This is a genomic window from Neorhizobium sp. SOG26 (assembly GCF_003491345.1).
GTDB lineage: Bacteria > Pseudomonadota > Alphaproteobacteria > Rhizobiales > Rhizobiaceae > Neorhizobium > Neorhizobium turbinariae.
In genome coordinates, this window is sequence record NZ_CP025512.1 from 1,607,662 (window position 1) to 1,630,147 (window position 22,486).

Sequence of the window (22,486 nt, forward strand, 5' to 3'; positions counted from 1 at the left end):
TCCCCGTTACTTGTAGCAGACGGTCTTCACCGCCTGGACGACTTCACCGACATTCGGCAGCGCGAGCTTTTCGAGGTTCGCAGCGTAAGGCATCGGCACGTCCTTGCCGGCGATCGTGAGGATCGGCGCATCGAGATAATCGAAGGCCTGCTGCATGACGCGCGTCGCGATTTCGGTGCCAACGGACGACTGCGGGAAACCTTCCTCAACCGTGACGAGGCGACCGGTCTTCTTGACCGATTCAATCACTGTCGGCAGGTCCATCGGACGGATGGTGCGAAGGTCGATGAGCTCGACGTCGATGCCTTCCTTCTCCAGTTCAGCCACAGCCTTGACCGCATAGGTCATGCCGATGCCGAAGGAGACGATGGTGGCGTCCTTGCCGGCCTTGTGGATACGAGCCTTGCCGATCGGCAGCACGAAATCATCCAGCTTCGGCACCTCGAAGGAGTGGCCGTAGAGGATTTCATTTTCAAGGAAGATGACCGGGTTCGGGTCGCGGATCGCGGCCTTCAGCAGGCCCTTGGCGTCAGCTGCCGTGTAAGGCTGCACGACCTTGAGGCCCGGAATATGGCTGTACCAGGCAGCGTAATCCTGGCTGTGCTGGGCCGCAACGCGAGCGGCCGCACCGTTCGGACCGCGGAACACGATCGGCGCGCCCATCTGGCCGCCGGACATGTAAAGCGTCTTGGCAGCGGAGTTGATGATCTGGTCGATCGCCTGCATGGCGAAGTTGAAGGTCATGAACTCGACGATCGGCTTCAGGCCCGCCATCGCGGCACCAACGCCGACGCCGGCAAAACCGTGTTCGGTGATCGGCGTATCAACGACGCGACGCGCCCCGAATTCCTGCAGCAGGCCCTGAGTGATCTTGTAGGCGCCCTGATATTCGGCGACTTCCTCACCCATGATGAAGACGCTCTCGTCGCGGCGCATTTCCTCAGCCATGGCGTCGCGAAGCGCTTCGCGAACGGTGATCGTTACCATCTCCGTGCCTTCCGGAATATCCGGGTCGGAGGCAACATCGATCTTCGGCTGGGCCGGGACCTTGCTGTCAGCCTTGGACGAAGGCTCTTCGTCGGACTGACGCGCCTTGCCGCCTGCTGCGTCAGAGGTTGCAGCCGGAGTATCGGCATCTGCCTTCGGCGCGTCTGCCTGGGCAGGCTTGGCTTCCGAGATCGCGTCGGCGCTTTCGCCTTCGGCCAGCAGGATCGCGATCTTGGTGTTGACCTTGACGTTCTCGGTACCGGCTTCCACCAGCAGCTTGCCGATCACGCCCTCATCCACGGCTTCCACTTCCATGGTCGCCTTGTCGGTCTCGATTTCGGCGATAACATCACCGGAGGTGACTTTGTCGCCCTCTTTCTTGAGCCACTTGCTCAGCGTGCCTTCCTCCATGGTCGGAGAAAGCGCGGGCATCAAAATGTCGATTGGCATGAAGTTCTCTCCCGCGATCAGAGCAGAATATCGGTGTAGAGCTCGGACGGATCCGGCTCAGGATCGGCCTGCGCGAAGTCGGCGCTATCCGAAACAACGTCACGGATGTCCTTGTCGATCGCCTTCAGTTCGTCCTCGCTCGCCCAGGACTTTTCCAGAAGACGCTGACGCACCTGCTCGATCGGGTCCTGCTCGGAACGCATCTTCTGCACTTCTTCCTTGGACCGGTACTTGGCCGGGTCGGACATCGAGTGACCGCGGTAACGGTAGGTGAGCATCTCCAAGATGATCGGGCCAGCGCCACAGCGGCAGTGAGCCAATGCTTCGTCGCCCGCAGCCTTCACGGCGCGAACATCCATGCCATCGACCTGGATGCCGGGAATGCCGAAGCCGGAACCACGCAGCGAGTAGTTCGACTGCGCGGTGGCGCGGGACGTCGAGGTGCCCATCGCATAACGGTTGTTTTCGACGATGTAGACAATCGGCAGCTTCCAGAGAGCCGCCATGTTGAAGCTCTCGTAGACCTGGCCCTGGTTGGCAGCACCATCACCGAAATACGCAACGGCAACATTGTCATTGCCGCGGTACTTGTTGGCGAAGGCCAAGCCCGTGCCGAGCGACACCTGCGCACCAACGATTCCGTGGCCGCCGTAAAAATTCTTTTCCTTGGAGAACATGTGCATGGAGCCGCCCTTCCCCTTGGAATAGCCGCCCCGACGCCCGGTCAACTCGGCCATGACGCCACGGGCGTTCATGCCGGTTGCCAGCATATGGCCGTGGTCGCGATAGGCCGTGATAACCTGGTCACCTTCCTTCTGGGCCATCTGCATGCCGACAACGACAGCTTCCTGGCCGATATAAAGGTGACAGAAGCCGCCGATGAAGCCCATGCCGTAAAGCTGGCCCGCCTTTTCTTCAAACCGACGGATCAGAAGCATCTCGCGGTAGGCGTGGAGATCCTGTTCCTTGGTGAAGTCCGGCGAATTCTGGCCGGTAAATTCCTTGGAGGAGGATTTGGAAGCAGACTTTGCCGCTGCTTTGCGGCCGGATACAGACGCGGTATTGGGTTGCGCCATCGATCCCTCCCTTTGAGTTCTGCGTTATGCGAAATTGGCACACCCGCTAAGGATGCTGGAACTCCAATCCCATTTCGAGGCGTAACATAGGCAAGAAGTGGGGCCCCAGCAATGCCATAATTGCATGGCACACATTCCGGCTAAAGCCCTGTCATAATTACCAAAAACTGAAGTTAACCAGATTCTGGTTAATTCAGTAGTAGCTTTTGAAGATGACGATTTCGTCGCTCCGAGAGACGTTCAGCTGGTAACGCGCAATCTCGTCCAGCATATCCTTTTCGAGCGTCCCATCGCTCATCAGCCGCACCTGCCGCTCAAGGGCTTCACGCTTGGCCGTGAGCTTTGCAAGCTCGTCCGCACGCGCCGCGCGCTGACGTTCGAACTCCTCCGTTGCAATCAGGCCAAGGTCACCATGCACGGAATGATAGCCGAAATATGAAAGGAACGCGACGGTGATGAGGGGAAGAACAAGGCGGCCAAACTTCCGCTTCTTATGATGTTTGGTCCACATGCCGTTCTTGATGCCCTGCTACGCTTCAACGGATCTGGAGATTCGATCCGGACAGGATCCAGATTCCCATAACTTGCTTAACCATTCGTTGATCGAAGCAAATGGAAAAGCCCGCGCCCTGCGCGGGCTTGGTATTGCATCACATCGTTCTACGGGCTGACCCGAAAAGGCCTCAGCCCTTCAGGATGCTGCGACCAGCATAAGCAGCCTGCGGGCCCAGCATTTCCTCGATGCGGATCAACTGGTTGTACTTGGCAAGACGGTCGGAGCGCGACAGCGAACCGGTCTTGATCTGACCGCAGTTGGTCGCGACCGCGAGATCGGCGATCGTGGAGTCTTCCGTTTCGCCGGAGCGGTGCGACATGACGGCCGTGTAGCGAGCCTTGTGCGCAGTCTCGACCGCATCGAGCGTTTCCGACAGCGAACCGATCTGGTTGACCTTGACGAGGATCGAGTTGGCGACGCCCATCTTGATACCGTCGCGCAGGCGAGCCGAGTTGGTGACGAAGAGGTCGTCGCCGACGAGTTGTACCTTCGAGCCGATCTTGTCGGTCAGGTACTTCCAGCCGTCCCAGTCGTCTTCGGCCATGCCGTCTTCGATCGAGATGATCGGGTACTTGCCGGCGAGTTCCGCCAGGTAGTCTGCCATGGCTTCCGGCTCCAGGCTGCGGCCCTCGCCTTCCATCTCGTACTTGCCGTTCTTGAAGAACTCCGTGGAGGCGCAATCGAGCGCCAGGAACACGTCGTCTCCCGGCTTGTAGCCAGCCTTCTCGACCGAGCGCATGATGAAATCGAGCGCCTCTGGCGCGCTCTTCAGGCCCGGCGCAAAGCCACCTTCGTCGCCGACATTGGTGTTGTGACCCTGGGCAGCAAGCTCCTTCTTCAACACGTGGAATATTTCCGCGCCCATGCGGACGGCATCCTTCAGCGTGTCGGCGCCGACCGGCATGATCATGAATTCCTGGAAGTCGATCGGGTTGTCAGCATGCGCGCCGCCATTGATGATGTTCATCATCGGCACCGGCAGGAGATGCGCGCTGGCACCACCAACATAACGATAGAGCGGAAGGCCGGACGACTCGGCCGCAGCCTTGGCAACGGCGAGCGAGACGCCGAGGATGGCATTGGCGCCGAGACGTGACTTGTTCGGCGTGCCGTCGAGCGCGATCATCGTCTTGTCGATGTGGATCTGGCTTTCGGCATCGAAACCGCCGATCGCATCGAAGATCTCGGTATTGACCGCTTCGACAGCCTTCTCGACACCCTTGCCGTTGTAGCGCTTGCCACCGTCGCGCAGTTCCACCGCCTCATGTGCGCCGGTCGAGGCGCCAGACGGAACGGCTGCACGGCCCATCGAGCCGTCTTCAAGATAGACGTCCACTTCCACGGTGGGATTGCCGCGGCTGTCGAGGATTTCGCGGGCAATGATATCGGTGATGGCGGTCAAGGGTCTCTCCTTGGTTGGACTTTTGAATGTCGTAGAAGTTTGTCTCGCGTCGGTGACACGAGACCGTGCTCAATTGGCCTTGGCAATCGCGTCGAAGGCGAGCAGTTTTTCGAGAAGGCGGCGCATATCTCTCAGGTGCACCATGTTCGGGCCGTCGGATGGCGCATTGTCTGGATCTTCATGCGTTTCAATGAATACGCCGGCAACGCCCACGGCAACGGCTGCCCGCGCCAGCGTTTCGACAAACTCACGCTGGCCGCCGGACGAGCCACCCTGGCCGCCTGGCTGCTGCACCGAATGGGTCGCATCGAACACCACCGGCGCACCAAGCGAGGCCATGATCGGCAAGGAGCGCATGTCGGACACAAGCGTGTTGTAACCGAAGGAGGCACCGCGTTCGCAGAGCAGTACATTCGGATTGCCGCTTTGCGTGAACTTCGCAAGCACGTTCTTCATGTCCCAAGGCGCGAGGAACTGCCCCTTCTTGACGTTGATGACGCGGCCCGTCTTTGCCGCCGCGACCAAAAGGTCCGTCTGGCGGCTGAGAAACGCGGGAATCTGCAAGATGTCGACGGTCTTAGCGACGAGGCCGCACTGCTCTTCGGTGTGGATGTCCGTCAGAACCGGAAATCCGAACTCCTTCTTGAGATCTTCGAAGATCTCCATGGCAGGCTCAAGCCCGATGCCGCGCTTGCCGGAGATGGAGGTGCGGTTCGCCTTGTCGAAGGACGACTTGTAGACCAGCCCGATGCCAAGCTCGCCGCAAAGCTCCTTCAGCGTGCCGGCAATGTCGAAGGCGTGCTCGCGTGTTTCCATCTGGCAGGGGCCGGCGATCAGCGAGAGCCTTGCATCCTGTGCGAAGACAACCTGGCCCGCGCCTTCGCCAACGAGCACACGAGAATTGGCCGCAACTTCCATGATCTATTCCTCAAATCCGAACAGAACGCCCTGACCGGGCGCTGCCGAAACAAGCACCCGGCCCTCTCGGCGGATGAATGCGACGTCATTAGCAGCAAGGGTAATCTCTGTCACGGCAAGATCGGCAGTCTTGAAGATCACGGCGCAGCCCTGCAGCCCTTCCCCGCCGGCTTGAGGCGGAAGAAGGAAATGCAGCCCCAGGTCATCGTCGGACATCACCCGTGTCCGAACGCCGTTCGCTGCCACGAAACCGGCGCCCAACTCATCCTGCTCATGCTCGAACACCTGCGCCAGCAGCGGCACGGCAGCATCGGGCTGAGATGCACCCAGGATGATCTCACTGATGCCGATCACCGCGTTCGCATGGCTCAGCAGTTCCTCCCGCCCCGAAGGCAGTGGGTTCAATCTTTGGCAGGAGAACAGAAAGAAATCGGGTGACTGCGAATCGGCCGCAAAGGCGAGTCGGAAGCGTGCCTCCGATTCCGTGCCATCCGGTAGCTTCATCGGCCGGGCGAACTCCAGCATCTCGCCGCCGGATATGCCCTGCGCCGTGAAAGCGGCATGATCCGCCTCCGCATCATCGGTGGCGAGCACGATGGCTGAAAGTCCCTCCCGATGCCTCGTGCGACAGAAGGCAAGATTGCGCGCGGTAAACACATTGCCACGCTTCGCAGCCGCTGCGGCCTGACGACGATTGGCGAATGCGAGCGGCTCCAGATAGCTCCCATCCCGCAGGAAAACGCAGGCGTTGGCGGTGCCAAACGGGTGCAGCGCATCGGGTGCAACCGTGAACCCAAGGTCACCAAGCCGAGCCCGCGTCGCTGCCAGATCCTTCACCGGTAGGACCAGATGATCGATTGCTCTTGCGTTCACGTCATACCCCCGAGCCAGAACCGCCCCTTAAATTGGCAACCGCGACGCCAGCAGCAAGTGCTCTCACGGCCAGATCACCGGCTCCTGATCAACAAAAATGCATATGACTTCACGGATATTTAGCCACTTGCGGAACACATACTGAACAGATAGTGTCTGTTCTGGATTTGTTTCCGACTCTTGGGGTGCTGACATGCTGACGCGCAAACAACAGGAATTGCTGCTTTTCATTCACGAACGAATGAAGGAGTCAGGCGTACCGCCATCTTTCGACGAGATGAAGGACGCGCTTGATCTTGCGTCGAAGTCTGGCATCCACCGGTTGATCACAGCGCTTGAGGAACGGGGCTTCATTCGCCGGCTTCCAAACCGCGCCCGGGCCTTGGAAGTCATCAAGCTCCCTGAGGCCTACTCCCCCAGCATGCAGCCCCGCCGCGGTTTCTCCCCAAGCGTGATCGAAGGCAGCCTTGGCAAATCGCCAGCGTCTACCGCGTCCGCCAAACCTGCACCCGCCGCGGCCGACAATTCCAATTCGGCGACTGTCCCCGTCATGGGACGTATCGCAGCCGGCGTGCCGATCTCGGCGATCCAGAACAACACCCACGATATCACCGTACCAGCCGAGATGCTTGGCGCGGGCGAGCACTATGCGCTCGAGGTCAAGGGCGACTCGATGATCGAGGCTGGCATTCTCGATGGCGATACGGTGGTGATCCGCAACGGCAGCACCGCAAATCCGGGCGACATTATCGTGGCGCTTGTTGATGATGAAGAAGCAACGTTGAAGCGCTTCCGTCGTCGCGGCGGCTCGATCGCGCTGGAGGCCGCCAACCCGGCGTACGAAACCCGCATCTTCCCGCCGGACCGGGTCAAGATCCAGGGCAAGCTGGTCGGCCTTATTCGCCGCTACCACTGAGAATTGCCCGAAGCGGCGCCGGCAGCTCCGCGCTGAAACTTTTGCTCCGCCAGTCGTAATGGCGGTGCCGGTTCCAAGAGCGACTGAGCCCGACCATGGCAGCACTTGCTGTCCAAAGATCGCGTTGCTTCGCGCGGTTGAAGTTGATCTCAAGCGTCCCTGCCTTTCGAAGCGTTTGCCCGCTGATCATCAGCGCGCCGGAGCGACACTCGTGGAAGCGGGCGCTTGGAGCTATGACGATGTCGGCGGCATCACACGCTGCGCCTGCGAAACGTCCATCCTCGACCACCGCGACAGTCACGCTCCCATTGGTTTTGGCCGCACACCACGCCTTCGAGACACAGCTGAACCCGCCTTCCGGCGCTGATCGCATCGCAGAGCGGACCGCCTCCACTTCCTGTTCAGTCAGCGCCCGCCGCTCACGAGACGGTTGAGTAGGCTTATTATTGTCGCCGCCCGGAAACAGGCTGGGCTTCACATCCGGCTTCAAAGGCTGCGGCAGCGTCAGCGCTCTCGTCCACTGGCCATAGATAAAGTCGGGTGGACGGGCACGATTCGTCGCTACATGCTGGCCACGGGTTAGCGCCACGAGCGTCCCATCCTCGGAGATCAGAAGATCCGGCAGCGGTTTTGCCCGTTCCTGCCAGGAAAGGATTACCGCCAGCATAAGAAGCGGCAGGCCGAGAAGCCGCAGCCGCGTGCGCAGGAGCACGAGCAACAACAATCCGGCGGTAGCGACAGCAAGAAACCACGGATGCTGCCGTCCGAGAGGAACATCGCCGCCCCAGTCGGCAACATGTTTGGCAACGGCGATGACCGCTTCAAGACCATAACCCATCACCGTCAGGAAGGGCCATTCAAGCCCGAACGGCATCAGCAGCATGCCGATCAGGCCTGCCGGCATTACCACGAAGGAAATGATCGGCATCGCCGCGAGGTTGGCCGCGAGACCATAGGTCGCGAGACGATGAAAGTGTTCAATGGAATAGATCGAGGTGGACAACCCGCCGATGAGAGACGTCACGAAGATGCCGGAGAGGAAGGTCACCCCCGCAAGGAAAGGCGTCACCAGCGGGTGACGCAGCAGAAAGTGCTCGCCATCCTTGCCCTCGCGGCGCCGCTTCCAGAGCGCGTAACCGGCAACCAGCGCCGCCGTCGCGGCAAACGACATCTGGAAGCTCGGCCCCAGAATCTCGGACGGCGTGAGTGCCATGATGACCAGTGCGGAGATCGCAACATTGCGCATGCTGATGGCCGGCCGGTCCAGGAGCGCGGCGACCAGCATCACCGCCATCATGATGTAGGCTCGTTGCGCCGACACCCCAAAGCCGGAGATCAGGTAGTAGGCGGTCGCCATGGCGAGAGCGCCGACGGCTGCGATCTTCTTGATGGCGTGACGCTGGGCAAATCCGGTGAATACGGAGAGCACGCTGCGCACGCCGATAAAGAAGATGCCGGCGGCAAGCGCCATGTTGAGGCCCGAGATCGCCACGATATGCGCCAGCCCCGAAAGACGTAACGCCTCGACGGTTTCGGCGGATATGGCGCGCCGTTCGTCGGTGACGATGGCGGCGGCGAACGCACCGGAATCTCCGGGTACAGCCGTGCGGATGCGTTCGGCGATCGCGCCACGCAGGCCAAACAGGAAGCGCCTCGTATCGAAACTCCATCCGGCTTCGGCGGGCGCGACCTGCTCGACCTTTTTCGGCGCACCATAAAAGAAGCCGACGGCGCCGATGCCATCGAAGTAGGACGTAAAAGCGAAGTCATGCAGCCCCGGAAGCGCCGGGCCAGAGGGCGGCGAAAGTCGCGCGCGCCCATTGATGACGTCACCCGGGAGAAATGCCGGATGCTTCGACCTCGCCAGAAGCGAAACCTGTTCGGGCGGCCGACCGACCGTCGGCTCCGCCGTCTTCGATACCTTCACGATGTATCGCCAGCGCCCGGAGGCATCGACCTCACGGCGCTCCACGACCCCGGTTACAAAGGTGGTGACGGGCGAGTCGAGGAGCACCGTACTGCGCCGCCATGCTTCCCATTCGGCAAGCATCATGCCCGCAAGGAACAGTGCCACCGCCGTCAGCGAGAGGGTCATCATGCCACCGCGGTTGCGCATGGCAATCGCTGCCAACGAGCTCGCGATGAGAACTACCACGAGAGGCCAAAATGGTGGGTCGCGCGCAAGGCTGAACCAGAAGGCCGCGCCGCCGCCCACAGCAACCGGGACGAACAGGAAGCCATGCCCGAAGGCTCTCTCCTCCTCGACAGCCAGCGTCATGGCGCGAGGCAACCGTCGCAGCTTGCGACCGGCCGCCTGCTGGAGACGAGCGAGCGGTACGGCAGGCTTGCCGGTAGGCAAACGCGTCAGCGTCCTGAGCAATTGTCCGTGATGACCGACTGCCGGCGGGTCGTGTCTGGCGAGCCCCGTACCCTCCACGAGCGACAGGTTCAGCGTGCGCGCTTCAAGAGATGCCGTTTCATCCGTCACCGCAACCCCTCAACCGCGGCCACACAAGGCATATCGCTGCAACCCTAACGTTTCCCGCTACGCCGTCAACTGGTGTAATCAGCACCTGCTTTCACCGCCTGATTGCCGGATGCACCATCAGATTGCTCAATGAGTTAACCTGCTCTTTGGCATGCTGATTTCGCGGTGCACAAAATGCCTTTCGTATACCTTGGCATCGGCGGTCGGATCATATAGCAAAGCACGGGACGCTTAATTCTTGTGGCGCTTTTCAGGCGCCATGCCGCCGAACGGTTGGAGGATCAGAATGACGGAACAAAGCGCAAATGTGGTATTGGGCGACAAGAAAGTCGACCTGAAGGTCAAGTCGGGGACCATTGGTCCGGACGTGATCGACATCGGCTCTCTTTACAAGCAGACCGGTGCCTTCACCTATGACCCAGGCTTTACGTCGACGGCCTCCTGCGAGTCCAAGATCACCTATATCGATGGTGACAACGGTATCCTGCTACATCGCGGATATCCGATCGAACAGCTCGCCGAACACGGCGACTTCCTGGAAACCTGCTACCTGCTTCTTTACGGGGAATTGCCGACTGCAGCCCAGAAGAAGGACTTCGACTACCGCGTGACCCATCACACGATGGTGCACGAGCAGATGAGCCGCTTCTTCACCGGCTTCCGCCGCGACGCCCATCCGATGGCCGTCATGGTTGGCACCGTTGGTGCTCTCTCGGCCTTCTACCATGACTCGACGGACATCACCGATCCGCACCAGCGCATGGTTGCATCGCTGCGCATGATCGCCAAGATGCCGACGATCGCGGCAACGGCCTACAAGTACCACATCGGCCAGCCCTTCGTGTATCCGCAGAACAATCTCGACTACGCGTCGAACTTCCTGCGCATGTGCTTTGCGGTGCCGTGCGAAGAATATGTGGTGAACCCGGTTCTGGCTCGCGCCATGGACCGCATCTTCATCCTGCATGCCGACCACGAGCAGAACGCATCGACCTCGACCGTTCGTCTCGCCGGCTCTTCGGGTGCAAATCCGTTTGCCTGCATCGCGGCCGGCATCGCCTGCCTCTGGGGCCCGGCACACGGCGGCGCCAACGAAGCAGCGCTCAACATGCTGCAGGAAATCGGCACCGTTGACCGCATTCCGGAATACATCGCCCGTGCAAAGGACAAGAACGACCCGTTCCGCCTGATGGGCTTTGGTCACCGCGTCTACAAGAACTATGACCCGCGCGCCAAGATCATGCAGAAGACCACGCATGAAGTTCTTGGCGAACTTGGCCACAAGGATGACCCGCTCCTGCAGGTTGCCATGGAGCTCGAGCGCATCGCGCTGACGGACGAGTACTTCATCGAGAAGAAGCTCTACCCGAACATCGACTTCTATTCCGGCATCACGCTGAAGGCGATGGGCTTCCCCACCACCATGTTCACCGTTCTCTTCGCGCTGGCTCGCACCGTCGGCTGGATCGCACAGTGGGCGGAAATGATCGAAGATCCGCAGCAGCGGATTGGTCGTCCGCGTCAGTTGTATACGGGCGAACCGCAGCGCGACTACCTGCCGATCTCGAAGCGCTAATCGCTTCATTGACACGAAACGAAAACCCCGGAGTTGGCGACAACCCCGGGGTTTTCTTTTGGCGTATTTGAGAATGCTTCAACCGACGCGGGTCGTAGTCGGCACCTGAAAACGAATGATCCGCCTCTAAGGGCGGATCATTGAGTTACCCAAGGCTTGATCAGGGCTTCGGCGCCGGTGTCGGGGCAGGCTTGGCCGGAGCCGCCGGCTTTGCCGGGGCTGGCTTGGCGGCAGGCTTAGCCGGTGCAGCCGCGCTGGTGTCGACCGTCGGTGCCTCGATCGGCGTTGCGTCGATCACGCCACGCAGCTTTTCGGTGCTCTGGTTGGTGAGGTCACGCGAAATGCCGTTTGCCCAGATTTCCGCGGCGCGAACGAGTTCGCGGTTCACGAGTGGCTGGTTGGTGAGCAGCTTCTTGCCGGCCTCGGTATTGAAGAAGGTCGAGATCACCTTCAGTTCATCGATCGAGAAGCTCTTGGCATAGATCGTCGCAGCTTCCTTTTCGAGATCAGCGCGGCGCGGTGCAAGAGCAAGCGCTGCTTCGTCAACCACGTCGGAAATCTGCGACTGGAAGTTCGGCGATGCCTGGATGAACTGAGCCTTCAGGCGCTCAGCCAGGTTCGGCAGGATGTTGTCGTAGCGGTCCGTCACATTCAGCGAAGCAATGGCGTCACGCGCAGCAGCGAGTTGTGCTTCCGACACGTCCTGCGCATGAGCCGGCAGCATGGAAGCGCCGGAGAAGAGGATCGCCAGGGCGGCGGCACGGCCGATAACCGCGAATCTGATCATGAGTTCGTTGCTCCTAGTTTATTTCGCCTCAAGCGTTCGCGCTCCTGCCGGACCGGCAATGATCGCGATGGACGCCATTTGAATGAACAGCCCGTGTTCAACGACACCGGGTATGGAAAACAGTTCCGCCGACAGAGCCTCTGCATCAGGAATACGGCCAAAAGATGCGTCGACAATATGGTGGCCGCCGTCGGTCGTGAAGACACCATCGTCTGAACGGCGCAGCTTCAATTCGCCGGTGAGATTGAGCTTGGAAGCCGCACGCTCGATGGCAATGACGGTTGCAGCTTCACCGAACGGATTGATCTCGATCGGCAACGCAAAAGCGCCCAGCGTCTCCACCAGCTTGCTTTCATCGGCGATCACGATCATCCGGCTTGAGGCCGCTGCGACGATCTTTTCGCGCAGAAGCGCGCCACCGCCACCCTTGATGAGGTTCAGCTTCGGATCAACTTCGTCGGCACCGTCGATGGTAAGGTCCAGTTCCGGCATCTCGTCGAGCGATTTCAACGGCACGCCAAGTTCGAGGCAAAGCCGCGCGGTGCGTTCGGAGGTGGGAACGCCTTCGATCCGCAGCCCGCCATGCACCTTTTCAGCCAGAAGGCGGACAAACTCCTCTGCGGTGGAGCCAGTCCCGATCCCGAGCTTCATCCCGTCTTCGACATACGAAAGGGCGACCTGCGCCGCCTTGACCTTCATTTCCCTGGCGTCCATCCGCCAAAAGCTCCCCGCTATCTCGTTGCCCGCTGTTTACACGCCTCCTTCGGCAAACGAAAGTCCCCCTCGCCTGGCTTTCGCCCGCAAGACTGCCGGTGATTTGCTTTTTGACCCTGCTTTTCGTAAGCGAAAGACTGTCCCAACGCCTCGTGAGGATTCCTTGTCAGCACCCCTCGTCGTCTTTGATCTTGATGGCACGCTCATCGATACCGCGCCGGACCTGATCGACAGCCTGAACTATACGATCGAGGCCGTCGGTCTTGCGCCCGTCACTTTCGATGACCTGACGCATCTCGTGGGCCAGGGCGTCAAGGTGATGATCCAGCGTGCCTTCGAGCTGCGGCGCGAGCCCCTGGACGAGGTGACGGCGGCAAAACTATTCGATCGATATATGGAGCACTACCAGGAGAACATGCCGGGCAAGAGCCTTCCCTATACGGGTCTCGTGCCGTGTCTCGACCGGCTCGAGGCGGCCGGCATGCGCTTTGCCATCTGCACAAACAAGGGCAGCCAGCTTGCGACGCTGCTGATGGACAAGCTTGAGCTCTCCCATCGTTTCGCCGCCATGACCTGCGGTGACACCTTCGCGTTTCGCAAGCCCGACGGCCGTCACGTCCTCCAGACCGTGGAACTCGCTGGCGGTGATCCGCTGAACGCCATCATGGTCGGCGACAGCATCAATGACATCCTGGCCGCCCAGAACGCCGGCGTTCCCGCCGTGGCGGTGACGTTCGGTTACTCTGATGTTGCGGTTGACCAGTTGAACCCCGACCGGATCATCGAAAGCTACGCCGATCTCACGCCGGACATGGTCCTCGAACTGCTGGACCGGGGAGCAGAGCGTTCCCGGCTGGCGCGGTAAACCAGACGCAAAAAAGGCGGCTCAAGGCCGCCTTTTTTTGTTTTGCCCTAAAGCTTGATCAGACCTTCGTCGCCCGCGCCTTTGTGGTCGCATGGAAGGCCTTGGCGACCGCATCGTCACGGCCGTAGACATCGTCGAAGAATTCGACCACGCCATCCTTGTTCGGCCATGCTGTGAAGTAGGAGATGTAGACGGGGATCTTCACCGGCACCTTCACTGCCACGTTCTGCCCGCCGGCAATGCGCGCATTGACGTCCTCGATGGTCGTTCCCAGCACGGCAGCGGCCATCTTTCGCGGCTCCGCCAGGCGCACGCAGCCGTGGCTCAGTGCACGCATGTCACGCTGGAAGAAGCTCTTCGAAGGCGTGTCATGCATGTAGATCGCATGGCTGTTCGGGAACAGGATCTTGAGGTCGCCGAGCGCATTGTCGCTGGAAGGCGGCTGGCGGACCGAAATCTTGTCCGTCGAGCCGTACCAGTTGACGCTGGTCGAGGACACCGTCTTGCCGCCCACGGAAACCTCATAGCCCAAGCGGTCGAGATAGCTCGGATCCTGACGCAGACGCGGCAGCATCTCGTTGATGATGATCGACTGCGGCACGCCCCAATACGGGTTGAACTCGACGGTCTCGATCTCGTCCTGGAAGAAATAGGTCTGGTTCGCCTTGGAACCGACGACGGTGCGCATCGAGAACTGCTCGACCCCGTTGTCGTGATAATAGACCCGGAACGCCGGCTGGTTGATGAAAACATACCGGTTGCCAAGCTCATCCGGCAGCCAGCGGGCCTGCTCCATGGCGACCACGATCTTCTTGATCTTGTCCTCGGCGGTGTGGCCGGTGAGCTTGCGGATCGTGGCTGCCCCGACGACACCGTCAGGCTTCAAGCCTGCTTCCGTCTGGAACGACTTCACCACGTCCACGAGTTCCGGCGTGTAATCCGGCGTCTGCTGGTAGGAGGCGAGCACGTCCGCATGCTTGGTCTTCAAGGCCTCGGAGGACTTCTGCTGGATCGCAGCAATGATGTTGCCAAGGTCCGCGCTGCTCTTGCCAGGCTTCAGGAGGATCTGTGTCGGCAGCTCGATCTGCGGCCCGGCGGCGTTGTCCTCGGCGCGCAGCTTCGCGAGTTCGGCCTTCAGCGCCTGATAATGCGCGCTCTTCGGCTCAAGCCCTTCCAGATACGCAGCCGCATCGGTGGAGGTCTTGGCGAACGGCAGCACGACGGCGAGCTTCATGTCCTTGCGCTTGATGTCATGGTAGCCGGAGATGCGGTTGGCATCGATGCGGCCACGCAGCATGTCCTGCGCGAACATCAGGACCTTACCGGATAGCGCGAGTTCAAACTGCATCAAGGCCCGCTGATGGCCTTCAACCGGATCGGTCGCGCCAGCATCGGTCGCAACGCTTTCGTCGGTCGCCACATTGACGACCTCGGCCGCCGCATCCAGCGGTGCTGCAACGCTCGCGGTGACCAGTGCCGGAACCGTCAGACGGTAGTCGGCCGGATCGAAACCGAACTCTTCGGCGCGATCGAACAGCGCAAGTACGCCCCTCGCCTTTTCGTTGATGTCGCCGTCTGCCACCCAAAGCGGCTCGGCATTCTTGGCATAATAAGCTTCAAGTGCGGCTGCGATATCGGCAGGTGCCGTGACTTTCGCTTCCGCGATGAGCTGCGTGCCGTCGGCGGCAGATGCTGCGGCAAAGCCCGCTGTCTTCACCGCGCGCTGGGCATCAGCCTTATAGGTATAATAGCGCGGCCCGGTGACCTTCGGCAGCGGCTCGGGATCTGCAAGCGCCTTTTCGCTCGGCATCGCAGCACGACCGGTTGCCACACCCGGCACGACCTGATGCGGTTCGACCTGGCGGTTCTTGCCGGGGCCACCACGCAGGATATCCATCAGTGTGATCGCATTTGCCGGCGCAACGGCACCGGCATAGACGGAGACGCTCGACACAAGCGCTAACGCGAGCGAAATTTTTCGAGATGAATGCTGCAAGGTCTTCCCCGTCTCTGGTCCGCACCGCACTGATGCGGCCTGGAATAAGTGTGACGCCATTTACCCGATCGGGTTCCCGATGAAAAGAATCGCGTGCCGGCGTCAAGGGTTCCATGAACACGGCAACTGGGGCGTGGCGCAGGCGGAACGTTAAGAAAATATTGGTTAATATTTCCTTCATGCGGCGCTGACTGACGGACTTGAGGCGCGACCATTAACGCCACTTTTTACCACCTCGTGTCATAAAAGGCACGCCGCAAACCGCGCCAGACAGGCCGCTTCCGGCTTGCAGCCGCAGATCAATCGTATAGTAATGCCGCAGCAAAATTCAGCGCTGGCGCCTGACCAAAGCGCCGCGACATCTACGAAGAGACAGAGGCAGCGAAAATGGCATCAACCCGCACCGAAACCGATACATTCGGCCCGATCGAAGTCGCAAGTGACCGGTACTGGGGTGCCCAGGCCCAGCGTTCGCTTGGCAACTTCAAGATCGGCTGGGAAAAGCAGCCGCTCGCCGTTGTGCGTGCGCTTGGCATCGTCAAGCAGGCTGCCGCCCGCGCCAACATGGAACTCGCCGGTCTCGACCCGACGATCGGCAAGGCGATCATCGACGCCGCCCAGGAAGTGATCGACGGCAAGCTCAACGACCATTTCCCGCTGGTTGTCTGGCAGACCGGTTCCGGCACCCAGTCGAACATGAATGCCAACGAAGTCATTTCCAATCGCGCGATCGAGATGCTCGGCGGCGTGATGGGTTCCAAGAAGCCGGTTCACCCGAACGACCACGTCAACATGAGCCAGTCGTCGAACGACACCTATCCGACGGCCATGCACATCGCCTGCGTCGAAACGATCGTTCGCCACCTGATCCCGGCCCTGAAGCACCTGCACGAGGCGCTGGAAGCCAAGGTCAAGGCCTTCTCCCACATCATCAAGATCGGCCGCACCCATACGCAGGATGCTACGCCGCTGACGCTTGGCCAGGAATTTTCCGGTTACGCGGCTCAGGTCGCTTCCGCGATTGCCAATATCGAACTGACGCTGCCGGCGCTTTCCAAGCTCGCCCAGGGCGGTACTGCCGTCGGCACGGGTCTCAACGCACCGGTCGGATTTGCTGAAAAGGTCGCCGAAGAAATCTCGAAGATCACCGGCCTGCCCTTCGTGACGGCACCGAACAAGTTCGAAGCACTTGCTTCGCACGACTCGATGGTGTTCTCGCACGGCGCGATCAATGCCGCTGCAGCCGCGCTCTTCAAGATCGCCAACGACATCCGCTTCCTCGGCTCCGGCCCGCGCGCCGGTCTTGGCGAACTGTCCCTGCCGGAAAACGAACCGGGCTCGTCGATCATGCCGGGCAAGGTCAACCCGACCCAGTCGGAAGCACTGACCCAGGTCTGCGCCCACATCTTCGGCAACCACGCTGCGCTCACCTTCGCCGGCAGCCAGGGTCACTTCGAGCTCAACGTCTACAACCCGATGATGGCTTACAACTTCCTGCAGTCGGTGCAGTTGCTGGGCGATGCCGCCGTGTCCTTCACCGACAACTGCGTCGTTGGCATCGAAGCGCGCGAAGACAACATCAAGCGCGGCGTTGAAAACTCGCTGATGCTGGTAACGGCGCTCAACACCAAGCTCGGCTACGACACCTGCGCCAAGATTGCCAAGACGGCCCACAAGAACGGCACGACGCTGCGTGAAGAAGCTGTCGGCGGCGGCTACCTCACGAACGAAGAGTTCGACCAGTACGTCCGTCCGGAAAACATGATCGGACCGAAGTAAGACTGGAAATCATTGGATTTTCGAGAACCCCGCCTGCCTCAGGCGGGGTTTTTGCTGCTTTCTATCGCTTGAGCCGGCAATTCTACTTCCGACGCCACTTGCCTCGATACGACACGATCAAGCACTCGCACATCAACAGGAGACCTACACCTCTGCGTTGCGATGGCCGGCGTTAATTTGCGCCTCTTAATTCTTTTCCAATATTTTTCGCATACCAATTCTCCTAGATAAAACTGGGTGGGAAAAGTGGGGACGTCGATGACGACGGCAACGGCGCAAAAGGCGCAATCCAGCGATCTGGTGAGCCAGATCATTTACGCAGTGCGATCGATGGGACTTGCGCCAATCCCGCGCAATTATCAGCTGTTTTACGAAGCCTATATCGGTTCCAACCCTGACCTGACGCGGGACCTTGCAGCGCTTGGAAGCCGCGCCACCCAGGAAGAACTGGACGAACTTTCGCACCGGCATCTCGGCACGGGACAGGCCGCGGTCATCGAAGACGCCCATTCCAAGCTCCTGGTGGAGCTCGACTCTCTTCTGAAGCTCCTCCGGCAGGAACAGAATTCGCTGGAAAGCTACAGCAAGCTGCTGGGCGAAACCGCGCAACGCATCAACTCCAAGAGCCATTTCTCGACCGATCTCCTCAGCAACGCCATCACGCTCCTGAGCGAAGCCACGGGCACGACGATCGCGCACGGCGAAAAGACCGTCGGCGGTGTCGAGCAGCGTTCGCAGGAGATGGACCAGGTTCGCCGCGAGCTCGATGAATACAAGCGCATTGCGAATACCGACTCACTGACGCGGATTGCCAACCGCCGCGCCTTCGATGAACGTCTTGCGGCGACCTACAACAACTCGACGCTGCTTCCGGTCACCGCCCTTGTGCTGGCTGACATCGACAATTTCAAGAAGATCAACGACAGCTACGGCCACCCCGTAGGTGACAAGATCCTGGCGACCGTCGCCTCGGTCATCCGCGCCAACGTCCGCAAGGATGTCTTCGTTGCACGTTCAGGCGGAGAGGAATTTGCGCTGATCGTCGAAGGCAATACTGCCGATGAAGTGATGATCATCTGCGAACGCGTTCGCCGGGCGTTGGAAACCCGCACCTTCCGCAATTCACGTTCAGGCGTAGACTACGGCCCGGTCACCATATCCATCGGCTTTGCCATGGGCTCGCAGGCGAGCGATCCGGGCGAGCTTTACGCCAGCGCCGACACTGCGCTCTATTACGCCAAGAACGGCGGCCGCAACCGGACCGTCTTCTTCGAGGAGCGGATGCGCAAGGACTACGTCGGCAAGAGCTGGCTGATCTACAAGAAGTAACCTGCCGCGCACCGACGTTCATGCCGCCGAGCCTGGAGCTGGCGGCCGTTTTTGCGTGCGGCATCACCACATGGTCTTGGCAGCGCGACTGGCCCATTCCCGGTCGTAGGTCTCCTGGTCGAAGTCGCTCTTCGCAGCCTTCAGCAGCTTGCCCGGCGTCGGCAGCGTCGCCGGATCGACAAAATGTTGTGGGTTCCAGAGTTCGGCACGCATCACCGCGCGGGCACACTGGAAATAGACTTCCATGATGGTGATCACGACCACCGTGCGTGGATTGCGACCATCCATCTCGAAGCTGGAGAGTAGATCCGGATCCGCAGACACAGCCGCGCGGCCGTTCACTCGCATTGTCGTGTTCGAGCCTGGGATCAGAAACATCAGGGCGACGCGCGGATCACGCACGATATTGACGAGCGAATCGACTCGGTTGTTGCCGCGCCAGTCGGGAAGCAGAAGCGTCGACTCGTCTTGTACCCGAACCACGCCGCCGAGGTCTCCGCGCGGAGAGCAGTCCAGGCCTTCCGGTCCAACTGTGGCAAGCGCCATGAAGGGCGAGGCCTCGATCATCTGTCGGTATTCGAGCGTCAGCGTCTTCGTCACCTTCGCCAGCGAGGCTTCCGGAACGTCGCTGTAGATCGCCTTCAGTTCCTCGACCGATCTGATGATGTTCATCCCGCCTCCCGCTCGCTTCGCCTCGGCGCAAGACTAGGACGGCGGCAACGTGGCATCAAGCGGCAGCGTCCTTGCCTTCTGCCCGCGATGCGGCAGTCTCTGCCGTCAGGAACTGCGCGATCGTGCTGATCACGCCGGCGTCGCTAACAATTCGACGATGCCCGAGCCCATTGGCCCAATGCACCTTGGCAGTATCGACCTCTCCGAAACGACGCGCGTGTTCCGCCGCCACTTCCTTGTCATCCTCGGCATGGATCACCAGCAGCGGAGTGCTGGAGCGCCTGGCTGCGGCAATGGTGTCGAAATCATCGAGCGGTGCGCCGGCGATTTTCTCCGCGTATTGGATCATCAGTTCCCTGACCGTGGGCGACAGCCCGACCATCCGCGCGAAACCGTCAAAGATCCACTGGATATGGCTCGGCGAGCCGATAACGACCGCCTTCGCCGGCGAGATCGTGCCAACGCCCTTGAATACTTTGCCAAGCGTCAGCAACAGGGACGCACCACCGAAGGAATGCCCTACAACGGCATCAAATGGCCCAAACTGCCTGTCCGCCTCGACAATGACTTCGGCCGCCTGCTTCATGTTGAGGCTGCGACCGCTGGACAATCCATGTCCGGGAAGGTCAAGAGCCACCACATGCGCTCCGGCCTCCGAAAGGCCAACCGGCAGCGAAGCGACATAGGCGGCGTTCGAGCCCCAGCCATGCACCACGAGCCAACGCGGCTTCTTGGCATCCGTCTCGGTGTTCAGATGATATGACATCACCGTCGACCGACCAACTCGAAATGGGATCTTCCGCGCCGAAGCAAGCTTGCGGAGACCTTCCGCCTGCATCGCTGCTGCCTTGTGCCCTTTCGGTCGTCGCGATGGTGTGAGACAGAAGAGCTTGAACGCCAGCGACGCGGCGAGCCGCGGAGAAAGAGGTCCGAGAATTGCGAACCCGAAACGGATGACCTTCAGCCCAAACTTTGCCATAGTGAGACACCTAAGAAAGTTCAATGCTGAACAATAAAGTACAACAATGAACAAAAAGCAATCCCTCCCTTGGGACCATCCGCGCTTTCGCAGCTGGATTGCCGTCGCAAGAGCCTGCCAGATGATGCAGAGCGTACTGGCGCGGGAACTGGCGGCGCTCGACATCAAGCCGCCGCATCTCGACATCCTGATCAATCTCTATCGCTTCGAAGGGATTTCGCAGCAGGAACTCGCCCGCAAGCTTCTCGTCGGCCGCTCCAACATGAGCATGGCGCTTCCGCAGATGGAAAAGCGCGGCCTGATCGAACGCCGCGGCGACGAGAAGGACAAGCGCGTCTGGCGCCTTTACCTGACGAAAGCCGGTCGCATCGTGACCGAACAGGCGATGGAGGTGCAGACCTCGCTGATCGAACGGACGCTTGCCAATGAACCGCTCGACCAGTGCATGGCGATGGCCGACACCATGGAACGACTCGTCCACCGCCTCCAGACCGGCCTATTGGAAGAGCCCGCGGCGGAGAAGGCCATTGAGGAGTAAGGTTGCGGTTCAGGATCGCTTGGGATCGCGGCTCAGGCCCTTCTCGGCAAGCTCCGCTTCATAGACGGCAAACAGGTCGGCACCGCGTTCACCGAGTTCACGCAGATATGACCAGGTGAAGATCCCGCTGTCGTGACCATCATCGAACGCGATCCGCGCGGCATAATTGCCGGTCGGCACGATGGCGCGGATACCGACATGGCGTTTGCCGGGAACTGTCACCTTCTGGCCCGGCCCATGGCCCTGCACTTCGGCCGATGGCGACAGGACCCGCATCATTTCCGCCGGCAGGGCAAACATCTGGCCATCGTCGAATGTCACTGTCAGTGTCTGCCGGTCCTTCGATACCTTCAATTCGGTGGGCCAGTTGTCGTTCATGCGGTTCTCCATCCATGCTTTGCCTGCTGACTTATGGGCTCGGCGCCACCGCGGCAAGCAGTATGCGCGTCAACCGGGCAGAGAGCGCATGCCGCACTTGACGCCTCCCGCCAAAGTGCCCACCTTTGGTGACGAGGGAGAACCGCCACGTGAACAGTTTTGCAGGACCTTTCCAGGGAGCCTCGCCATTGGTGTCTGACAAGGCACCGATGATCGATCCTTTCGGCCGCGCCGTGACTTACCTTCGGGTCTCCGTCACGGACCGCTGCGATTTCCGCTGCACATATTGCATGGCGGAAAACATGACCTTCCTCCCGAAGAAGGACCTGCTTACGCTGGAGGAACTGGAGCGGCTCTGTTCCGCCTTCATCGCCAAGGGCGTGCGCAAGCTTCGCCTGACCGGCGGCGAACCGCTGGTGCGCAAGAACATCATGTACCTCATCCGCCAGCTGGGAGAGCACATCAAGGCTGGCGCTCTCGATGAACTGACGCTGACGACGAACGGCTCGCAGCTCGCGCGTTACGCCCACGAGCTCTACGACTGCGGCGTCCGTCGCATAAATGTCTCCCTCGATACCCTCGACGCTGCCAAGTTCAAGTCGATTACCCGCTGGGGTGACCTGAACAAGGTCATGGAAGGCATCCAGGCAGCTCAGGATGCTGGCTTGAAGATCAAGCTCAATGCCGTCGCGCTCAAGGGCTTCAACGAGTTCGAGATCCCGGAGATGATCCGCTTCGCGCATGGCCGCGGCATGGACCTCACCGTCATCGAAACCATGCCGATGGGGGAGATCGACGAGGACCGCACCGACCAGTATCTCCCGCTCTCGAAACTGCGGGCTGATCTGGAAGAGCAGTTCACGCTGGTCGACATTCCCTACCAGACCGGCGGGCCAGCCCGTTATGTGGAGGTGAAGGAAACCGGCGGACGGCTCGGCTTCATCACGCCGATGACGCATAACTTCTGCGAAAGCTGCAACCGCGTCCGCCTCACCTGCACCGGCACGCTCTACATGTGCCTCGGCCAGAACGATGCGGCGGACCTGCGCACCGCGCTGCGCGCCTCCGACAGCGACGATTATCTCTCCGCAGCCATCGATGAAGCGATTGGCCGCAAGCCGAAAGGCCACGATTTCATCATCGACCGCACACACAACAGGCCGGCTGTCGCGCGGCACATGAGTGTCACCGGCGGGTGACGGCCCCG

The 22,486-nt window shown here is 60.5% G+C and carries 20 protein-coding genes; 7 read left to right on the plus strand and 13 right to left on the minus strand.

Annotated features, from left to right (window positions below):
• Positions 1–6 precede the first annotated feature (6 nt).
• The 6 genes from CYG48_RS08080 to CYG48_RS08105 all read right to left on the minus strand — a co-directional run bounded on the left by CYG48_RS08080 (position 7) and on the right by CYG48_RS08105 (position 6,262).
• The gene (locus CYG48_RS08080; protein WP_118849910.1) at positions 7–1,437 is read right to left on the minus strand and encodes a pyruvate dehydrogenase complex E1 component subunit beta; all 1,431 of its coding nucleotides are present in this window, start codon (positions 1,435–1,437) and stop codon (positions 7–9) included.
• 17 nt (positions 1,438–1,454) lie between these two features.
• Positions 1,455–2,513 carry a pyruvate dehydrogenase (acetyl-transferring) E1 component subunit alpha gene (gene pdhA / locus CYG48_RS08085; RefSeq protein WP_118849911.1) on the minus strand — a complete coding sequence of 353 codons (1,059 nt, stop codon included), beginning with the start codon at positions 2,511–2,513 and terminating at the stop codon, positions 1,455–1,457.
• A 193-nt stretch (positions 2,514–2,706) separates the two neighbouring features.
• Positions 2,707–3,024, minus strand: a complete 318-nt coding sequence (locus CYG48_RS08090; RefSeq protein ID WP_118849912.1) for an FtsB family cell division protein — start codon at positions 3,022–3,024, stop codon at positions 2,707–2,709.
• 172 nt (positions 3,025–3,196) lie between these two features.
• Complete coding sequence (eno, locus tag CYG48_RS08095; RefSeq protein ID WP_118849913.1) at positions 3,197–4,471, minus strand: phosphopyruvate hydratase; 1,275 nt, start codon at positions 4,469–4,471, stop codon at positions 3,197–3,199.
• Between the two features lie 69 nt (positions 4,472–4,540).
• On the minus strand, positions 4,541–5,389 hold the full coding sequence (gene kdsA / locus CYG48_RS08100) for a 3-deoxy-8-phosphooctulonate synthase (RefSeq protein WP_118849914.1): 849 nt from the start codon (positions 5,387–5,389) through the stop codon (positions 4,541–4,543).
• 3 nt (positions 5,390–5,392) lie between these two features.
• Positions 5,393–6,262: a VOC family protein gene (locus CYG48_RS08105; protein WP_118849915.1), complete on the minus strand. Its 870-nt coding sequence runs from the start codon at positions 6,260–6,262 to the stop codon at positions 5,393–5,395.
• A gap of 193 nt (positions 6,263–6,455) precedes the next feature.
• Here CYG48_RS08105 and lexA point away from each other — a divergent pair, with 193 nt between their 5' ends.
• Complete coding sequence (gene lexA / locus CYG48_RS08110; protein ID WP_118849916.1) at positions 6,456–7,178, plus strand: transcriptional repressor LexA; 723 nt, start codon at positions 6,456–6,458, stop codon at positions 7,176–7,178.
• Here lexA and CYG48_RS08115 read toward each other — a convergent pair.
• The gene (locus CYG48_RS08115; protein ID WP_245450448.1) at positions 7,159–9,666 is read right to left on the minus strand and encodes a ComEC/Rec2 family competence protein; all 2,508 of its coding nucleotides are present in this window, start codon (positions 9,664–9,666) and stop codon (positions 7,159–7,161) included. The two genes, lexA and CYG48_RS08115, sit on opposite strands and share 20 nt — an antisense overlap.
• A 286-nt stretch (positions 9,667–9,952) precedes the next feature.
• Here CYG48_RS08115 and gltA point away from each other — a divergent pair, with 286 nt between their 5' ends.
• Positions 9,953–11,242: a citrate synthase gene (gene gltA, locus CYG48_RS08120; RefSeq protein ID WP_118849917.1), complete on the plus strand. Its 1,290-nt coding sequence runs from the start codon at positions 9,953–9,955 to the stop codon at positions 11,240–11,242.
• Between the two features lie 160 nt (positions 11,243–11,402).
• Here the strand turns inward: gltA and CYG48_RS08125 are convergent, their stop codons facing one another.
• Together CYG48_RS08125 and rpiA are read right to left on the minus strand one after the other, a co-directional pair.
• On the minus strand, positions 11,403–12,029 hold the full coding sequence (locus CYG48_RS08125; protein WP_118849918.1) for a DUF2059 domain-containing protein: 627 nt from the start codon (positions 12,027–12,029) through the stop codon (positions 11,403–11,405).
• 18 nt (positions 12,030–12,047) lie between these two features.
• Positions 12,048–12,743, minus strand: coding sequence for a ribose-5-phosphate isomerase RpiA (gene rpiA / locus CYG48_RS08130; protein ID WP_245450449.1), 696 nt, complete (start codon positions 12,741–12,743; stop codon positions 12,048–12,050).
• 163 nt (positions 12,744–12,906) lie between these two features.
• Between rpiA and CYG48_RS22640 the strand changes: the two genes are divergently transcribed.
• Positions 12,907–13,608, plus strand: a complete 702-nt coding sequence (locus tag CYG48_RS22640) for an HAD family hydrolase (protein WP_245450451.1) — start codon at positions 12,907–12,909, stop codon at positions 13,606–13,608.
• Positions 13,609–13,666: 58 nt separating this feature from the next.
• Here CYG48_RS22640 and CYG48_RS08140 read toward each other — a convergent pair whose 3' ends face one another.
• Positions 13,667–15,664 (minus strand): L,D-transpeptidase family protein, encoded by a 1,998-nt coding sequence (locus CYG48_RS08140; RefSeq protein WP_118849920.1) that lies wholly within the window; start codon positions 15,662–15,664, stop codon positions 13,667–13,669.
• Between the two features lie 327 nt (positions 15,665–15,991).
• Here CYG48_RS08140 and fumC point away from each other — a divergent pair, with 327 nt between their 5' ends.
• Together fumC and CYG48_RS08150 are read left to right on the plus strand one after the other, a co-directional pair.
• Entirely contained in the window at positions 15,992–17,383 is a 1,392-nt protein-coding gene (gene fumC / locus CYG48_RS08145; protein ID WP_118849921.1) for a class II fumarate hydratase, read from the plus strand.
• Positions 17,384–17,641: 258 nt separating this feature from the next.
• Positions 17,642–18,712 carry a GGDEF domain-containing protein gene (locus tag CYG48_RS08150; protein WP_118849922.1) on the plus strand — a complete coding sequence of 357 codons (1,071 nt, stop codon included), beginning with the start codon at positions 17,642–17,644 and terminating at the stop codon, positions 18,710–18,712.
• Between the two features lie 63 nt (positions 18,713–18,775).
• Here CYG48_RS08150 and CYG48_RS08155 read toward each other — a convergent pair whose 3' ends face one another.
• Together CYG48_RS08155 and CYG48_RS08160 are read right to left on the minus strand one after the other, a co-directional pair.
• Positions 18,776–19,384, minus strand: a complete 609-nt coding sequence (locus CYG48_RS08155) for a pyridoxamine 5'-phosphate oxidase family protein (RefSeq protein ID WP_118849923.1) — start codon at positions 19,382–19,384, stop codon at positions 18,776–18,778.
• A 55-nt stretch (positions 19,385–19,439) separates the two neighbouring features.
• Entirely contained in the window at positions 19,440–20,363 is a 924-nt protein-coding gene (locus CYG48_RS08160; protein ID WP_118849924.1) for an alpha/beta hydrolase, read from the minus strand.
• Between the two features lie 46 nt (positions 20,364–20,409).
• On the opposite strand from CYG48_RS08160, the gene CYG48_RS08165 reads away from it, so the two are divergent.
• On the plus strand, positions 20,410–20,901 hold the full coding sequence (locus tag CYG48_RS08165; protein ID WP_118849925.1) for a MarR family winged helix-turn-helix transcriptional regulator: 492 nt from the start codon (positions 20,410–20,412) through the stop codon (positions 20,899–20,901).
• A 9-nt stretch (positions 20,902–20,910) separates the two neighbouring features.
• Here the strand turns inward: CYG48_RS08165 and CYG48_RS08170 are convergent, their stop codons facing one another.
• Positions 20,911–21,279 carry a gamma-butyrobetaine hydroxylase-like domain-containing protein gene (locus CYG48_RS08170; protein ID WP_118851554.1) on the minus strand — a complete coding sequence of 123 codons (369 nt, stop codon included), beginning with the start codon at positions 21,277–21,279 and terminating at the stop codon, positions 20,911–20,913.
• A gap of 209 nt (positions 21,280–21,488) precedes the next feature.
• On the opposite strand from CYG48_RS08170, the gene moaA reads away from it, so the two are divergent.
• Positions 21,489–22,478, plus strand: coding sequence for a GTP 3',8-cyclase MoaA (gene moaA, locus CYG48_RS08175; protein ID WP_245450461.1), 990 nt, complete (start codon positions 21,489–21,491; stop codon positions 22,476–22,478).
• Positions 22,479–22,486: the final 8 nt, after the last annotated feature.

Bases quoted from the DNA above. Each gene is read 5' to 3' on its own strand.
- CYG48_RS08080 (WP_118849910.1), bottom strand. From the start codon at position 1,437: ATGCCAATCGACATTTTGATGCCCGCGCTTTCTCCGACCATGGAGGAA.
- pdhA (WP_118849911.1), bottom strand. From the start codon at position 2,513: ATGGCGCAACCCAATACCGCGTCTGTATCCGGCCGCAAAGCAGCGGCA.
- CYG48_RS08090 (WP_118849912.1), bottom strand. From the start codon at position 3,024: ATGTGGACCAAACATCATAAGAAGCGGAAGTTTGGCCGCCTTGTTCTT.
- kdsA (WP_118849914.1), bottom strand. From the start codon at position 5,389: ATGGAAGTTGCGGCCAATTCTCGTGTGCTCGTTGGCGAAGGCGCGGGC.
- lexA (WP_118849916.1), top strand. From the start codon at position 6,456: ATGCTGACGCGCAAACAACAGGAATTGCTGCTTTTCATTCACGAACGA.
- gltA (WP_118849917.1), top strand. From the start codon at position 9,953: ATGACGGAACAAAGCGCAAATGTGGTATTGGGCGACAAGAAAGTCGAC.
- CYG48_RS08125 (WP_118849918.1), bottom strand. From the start codon at position 12,029: ATGATCAGATTCGCGGTTATCGGCCGTGCCGCCGCCCTGGCGATCCTC.
- rpiA (WP_245450449.1), bottom strand. From the start codon at position 12,743: ATGGACGCCAGGGAAATGAAGGTCAAGGCGGCGCAGGTCGCCCTTTCG.
- CYG48_RS08140 (WP_118849920.1), bottom strand. From the start codon at position 15,664: ATGGCGTCACACTTATTCCAGGCCGCATCAGTGCGGTGCGGACCAGAG.
- fumC (WP_118849921.1), top strand. From the start codon at position 15,992: ATGGCATCAACCCGCACCGAAACCGATACATTCGGCCCGATCGAAGTC.
- CYG48_RS08150 (WP_118849922.1), top strand. From the start codon at position 17,642: ATGACGACGGCAACGGCGCAAAAGGCGCAATCCAGCGATCTGGTGAGC.
- CYG48_RS08155 (WP_118849923.1), bottom strand. From the start codon at position 19,384: ATGAACATCATCAGATCGGTCGAGGAACTGAAGGCGATCTACAGCGAC.
- CYG48_RS08160 (WP_118849924.1), bottom strand. From the start codon at position 20,363: ATGGCAAAGTTTGGGCTGAAGGTCATCCGTTTCGGGTTCGCAATTCTC.
- CYG48_RS08165 (WP_118849925.1), top strand. From the start codon at position 20,410: ATGAACAAAAAGCAATCCCTCCCTTGGGACCATCCGCGCTTTCGCAGC.
- CYG48_RS08170 (WP_118851554.1), bottom strand. From the start codon at position 21,279: ATGAACGACAACTGGCCCACCGAATTGAAGGTATCGAAGGACCGGCAG.
- moaA (WP_245450461.1), top strand. From the start codon at position 21,489: ATGATCGATCCTTTCGGCCGCGCCGTGACTTACCTTCGGGTCTCCGTC.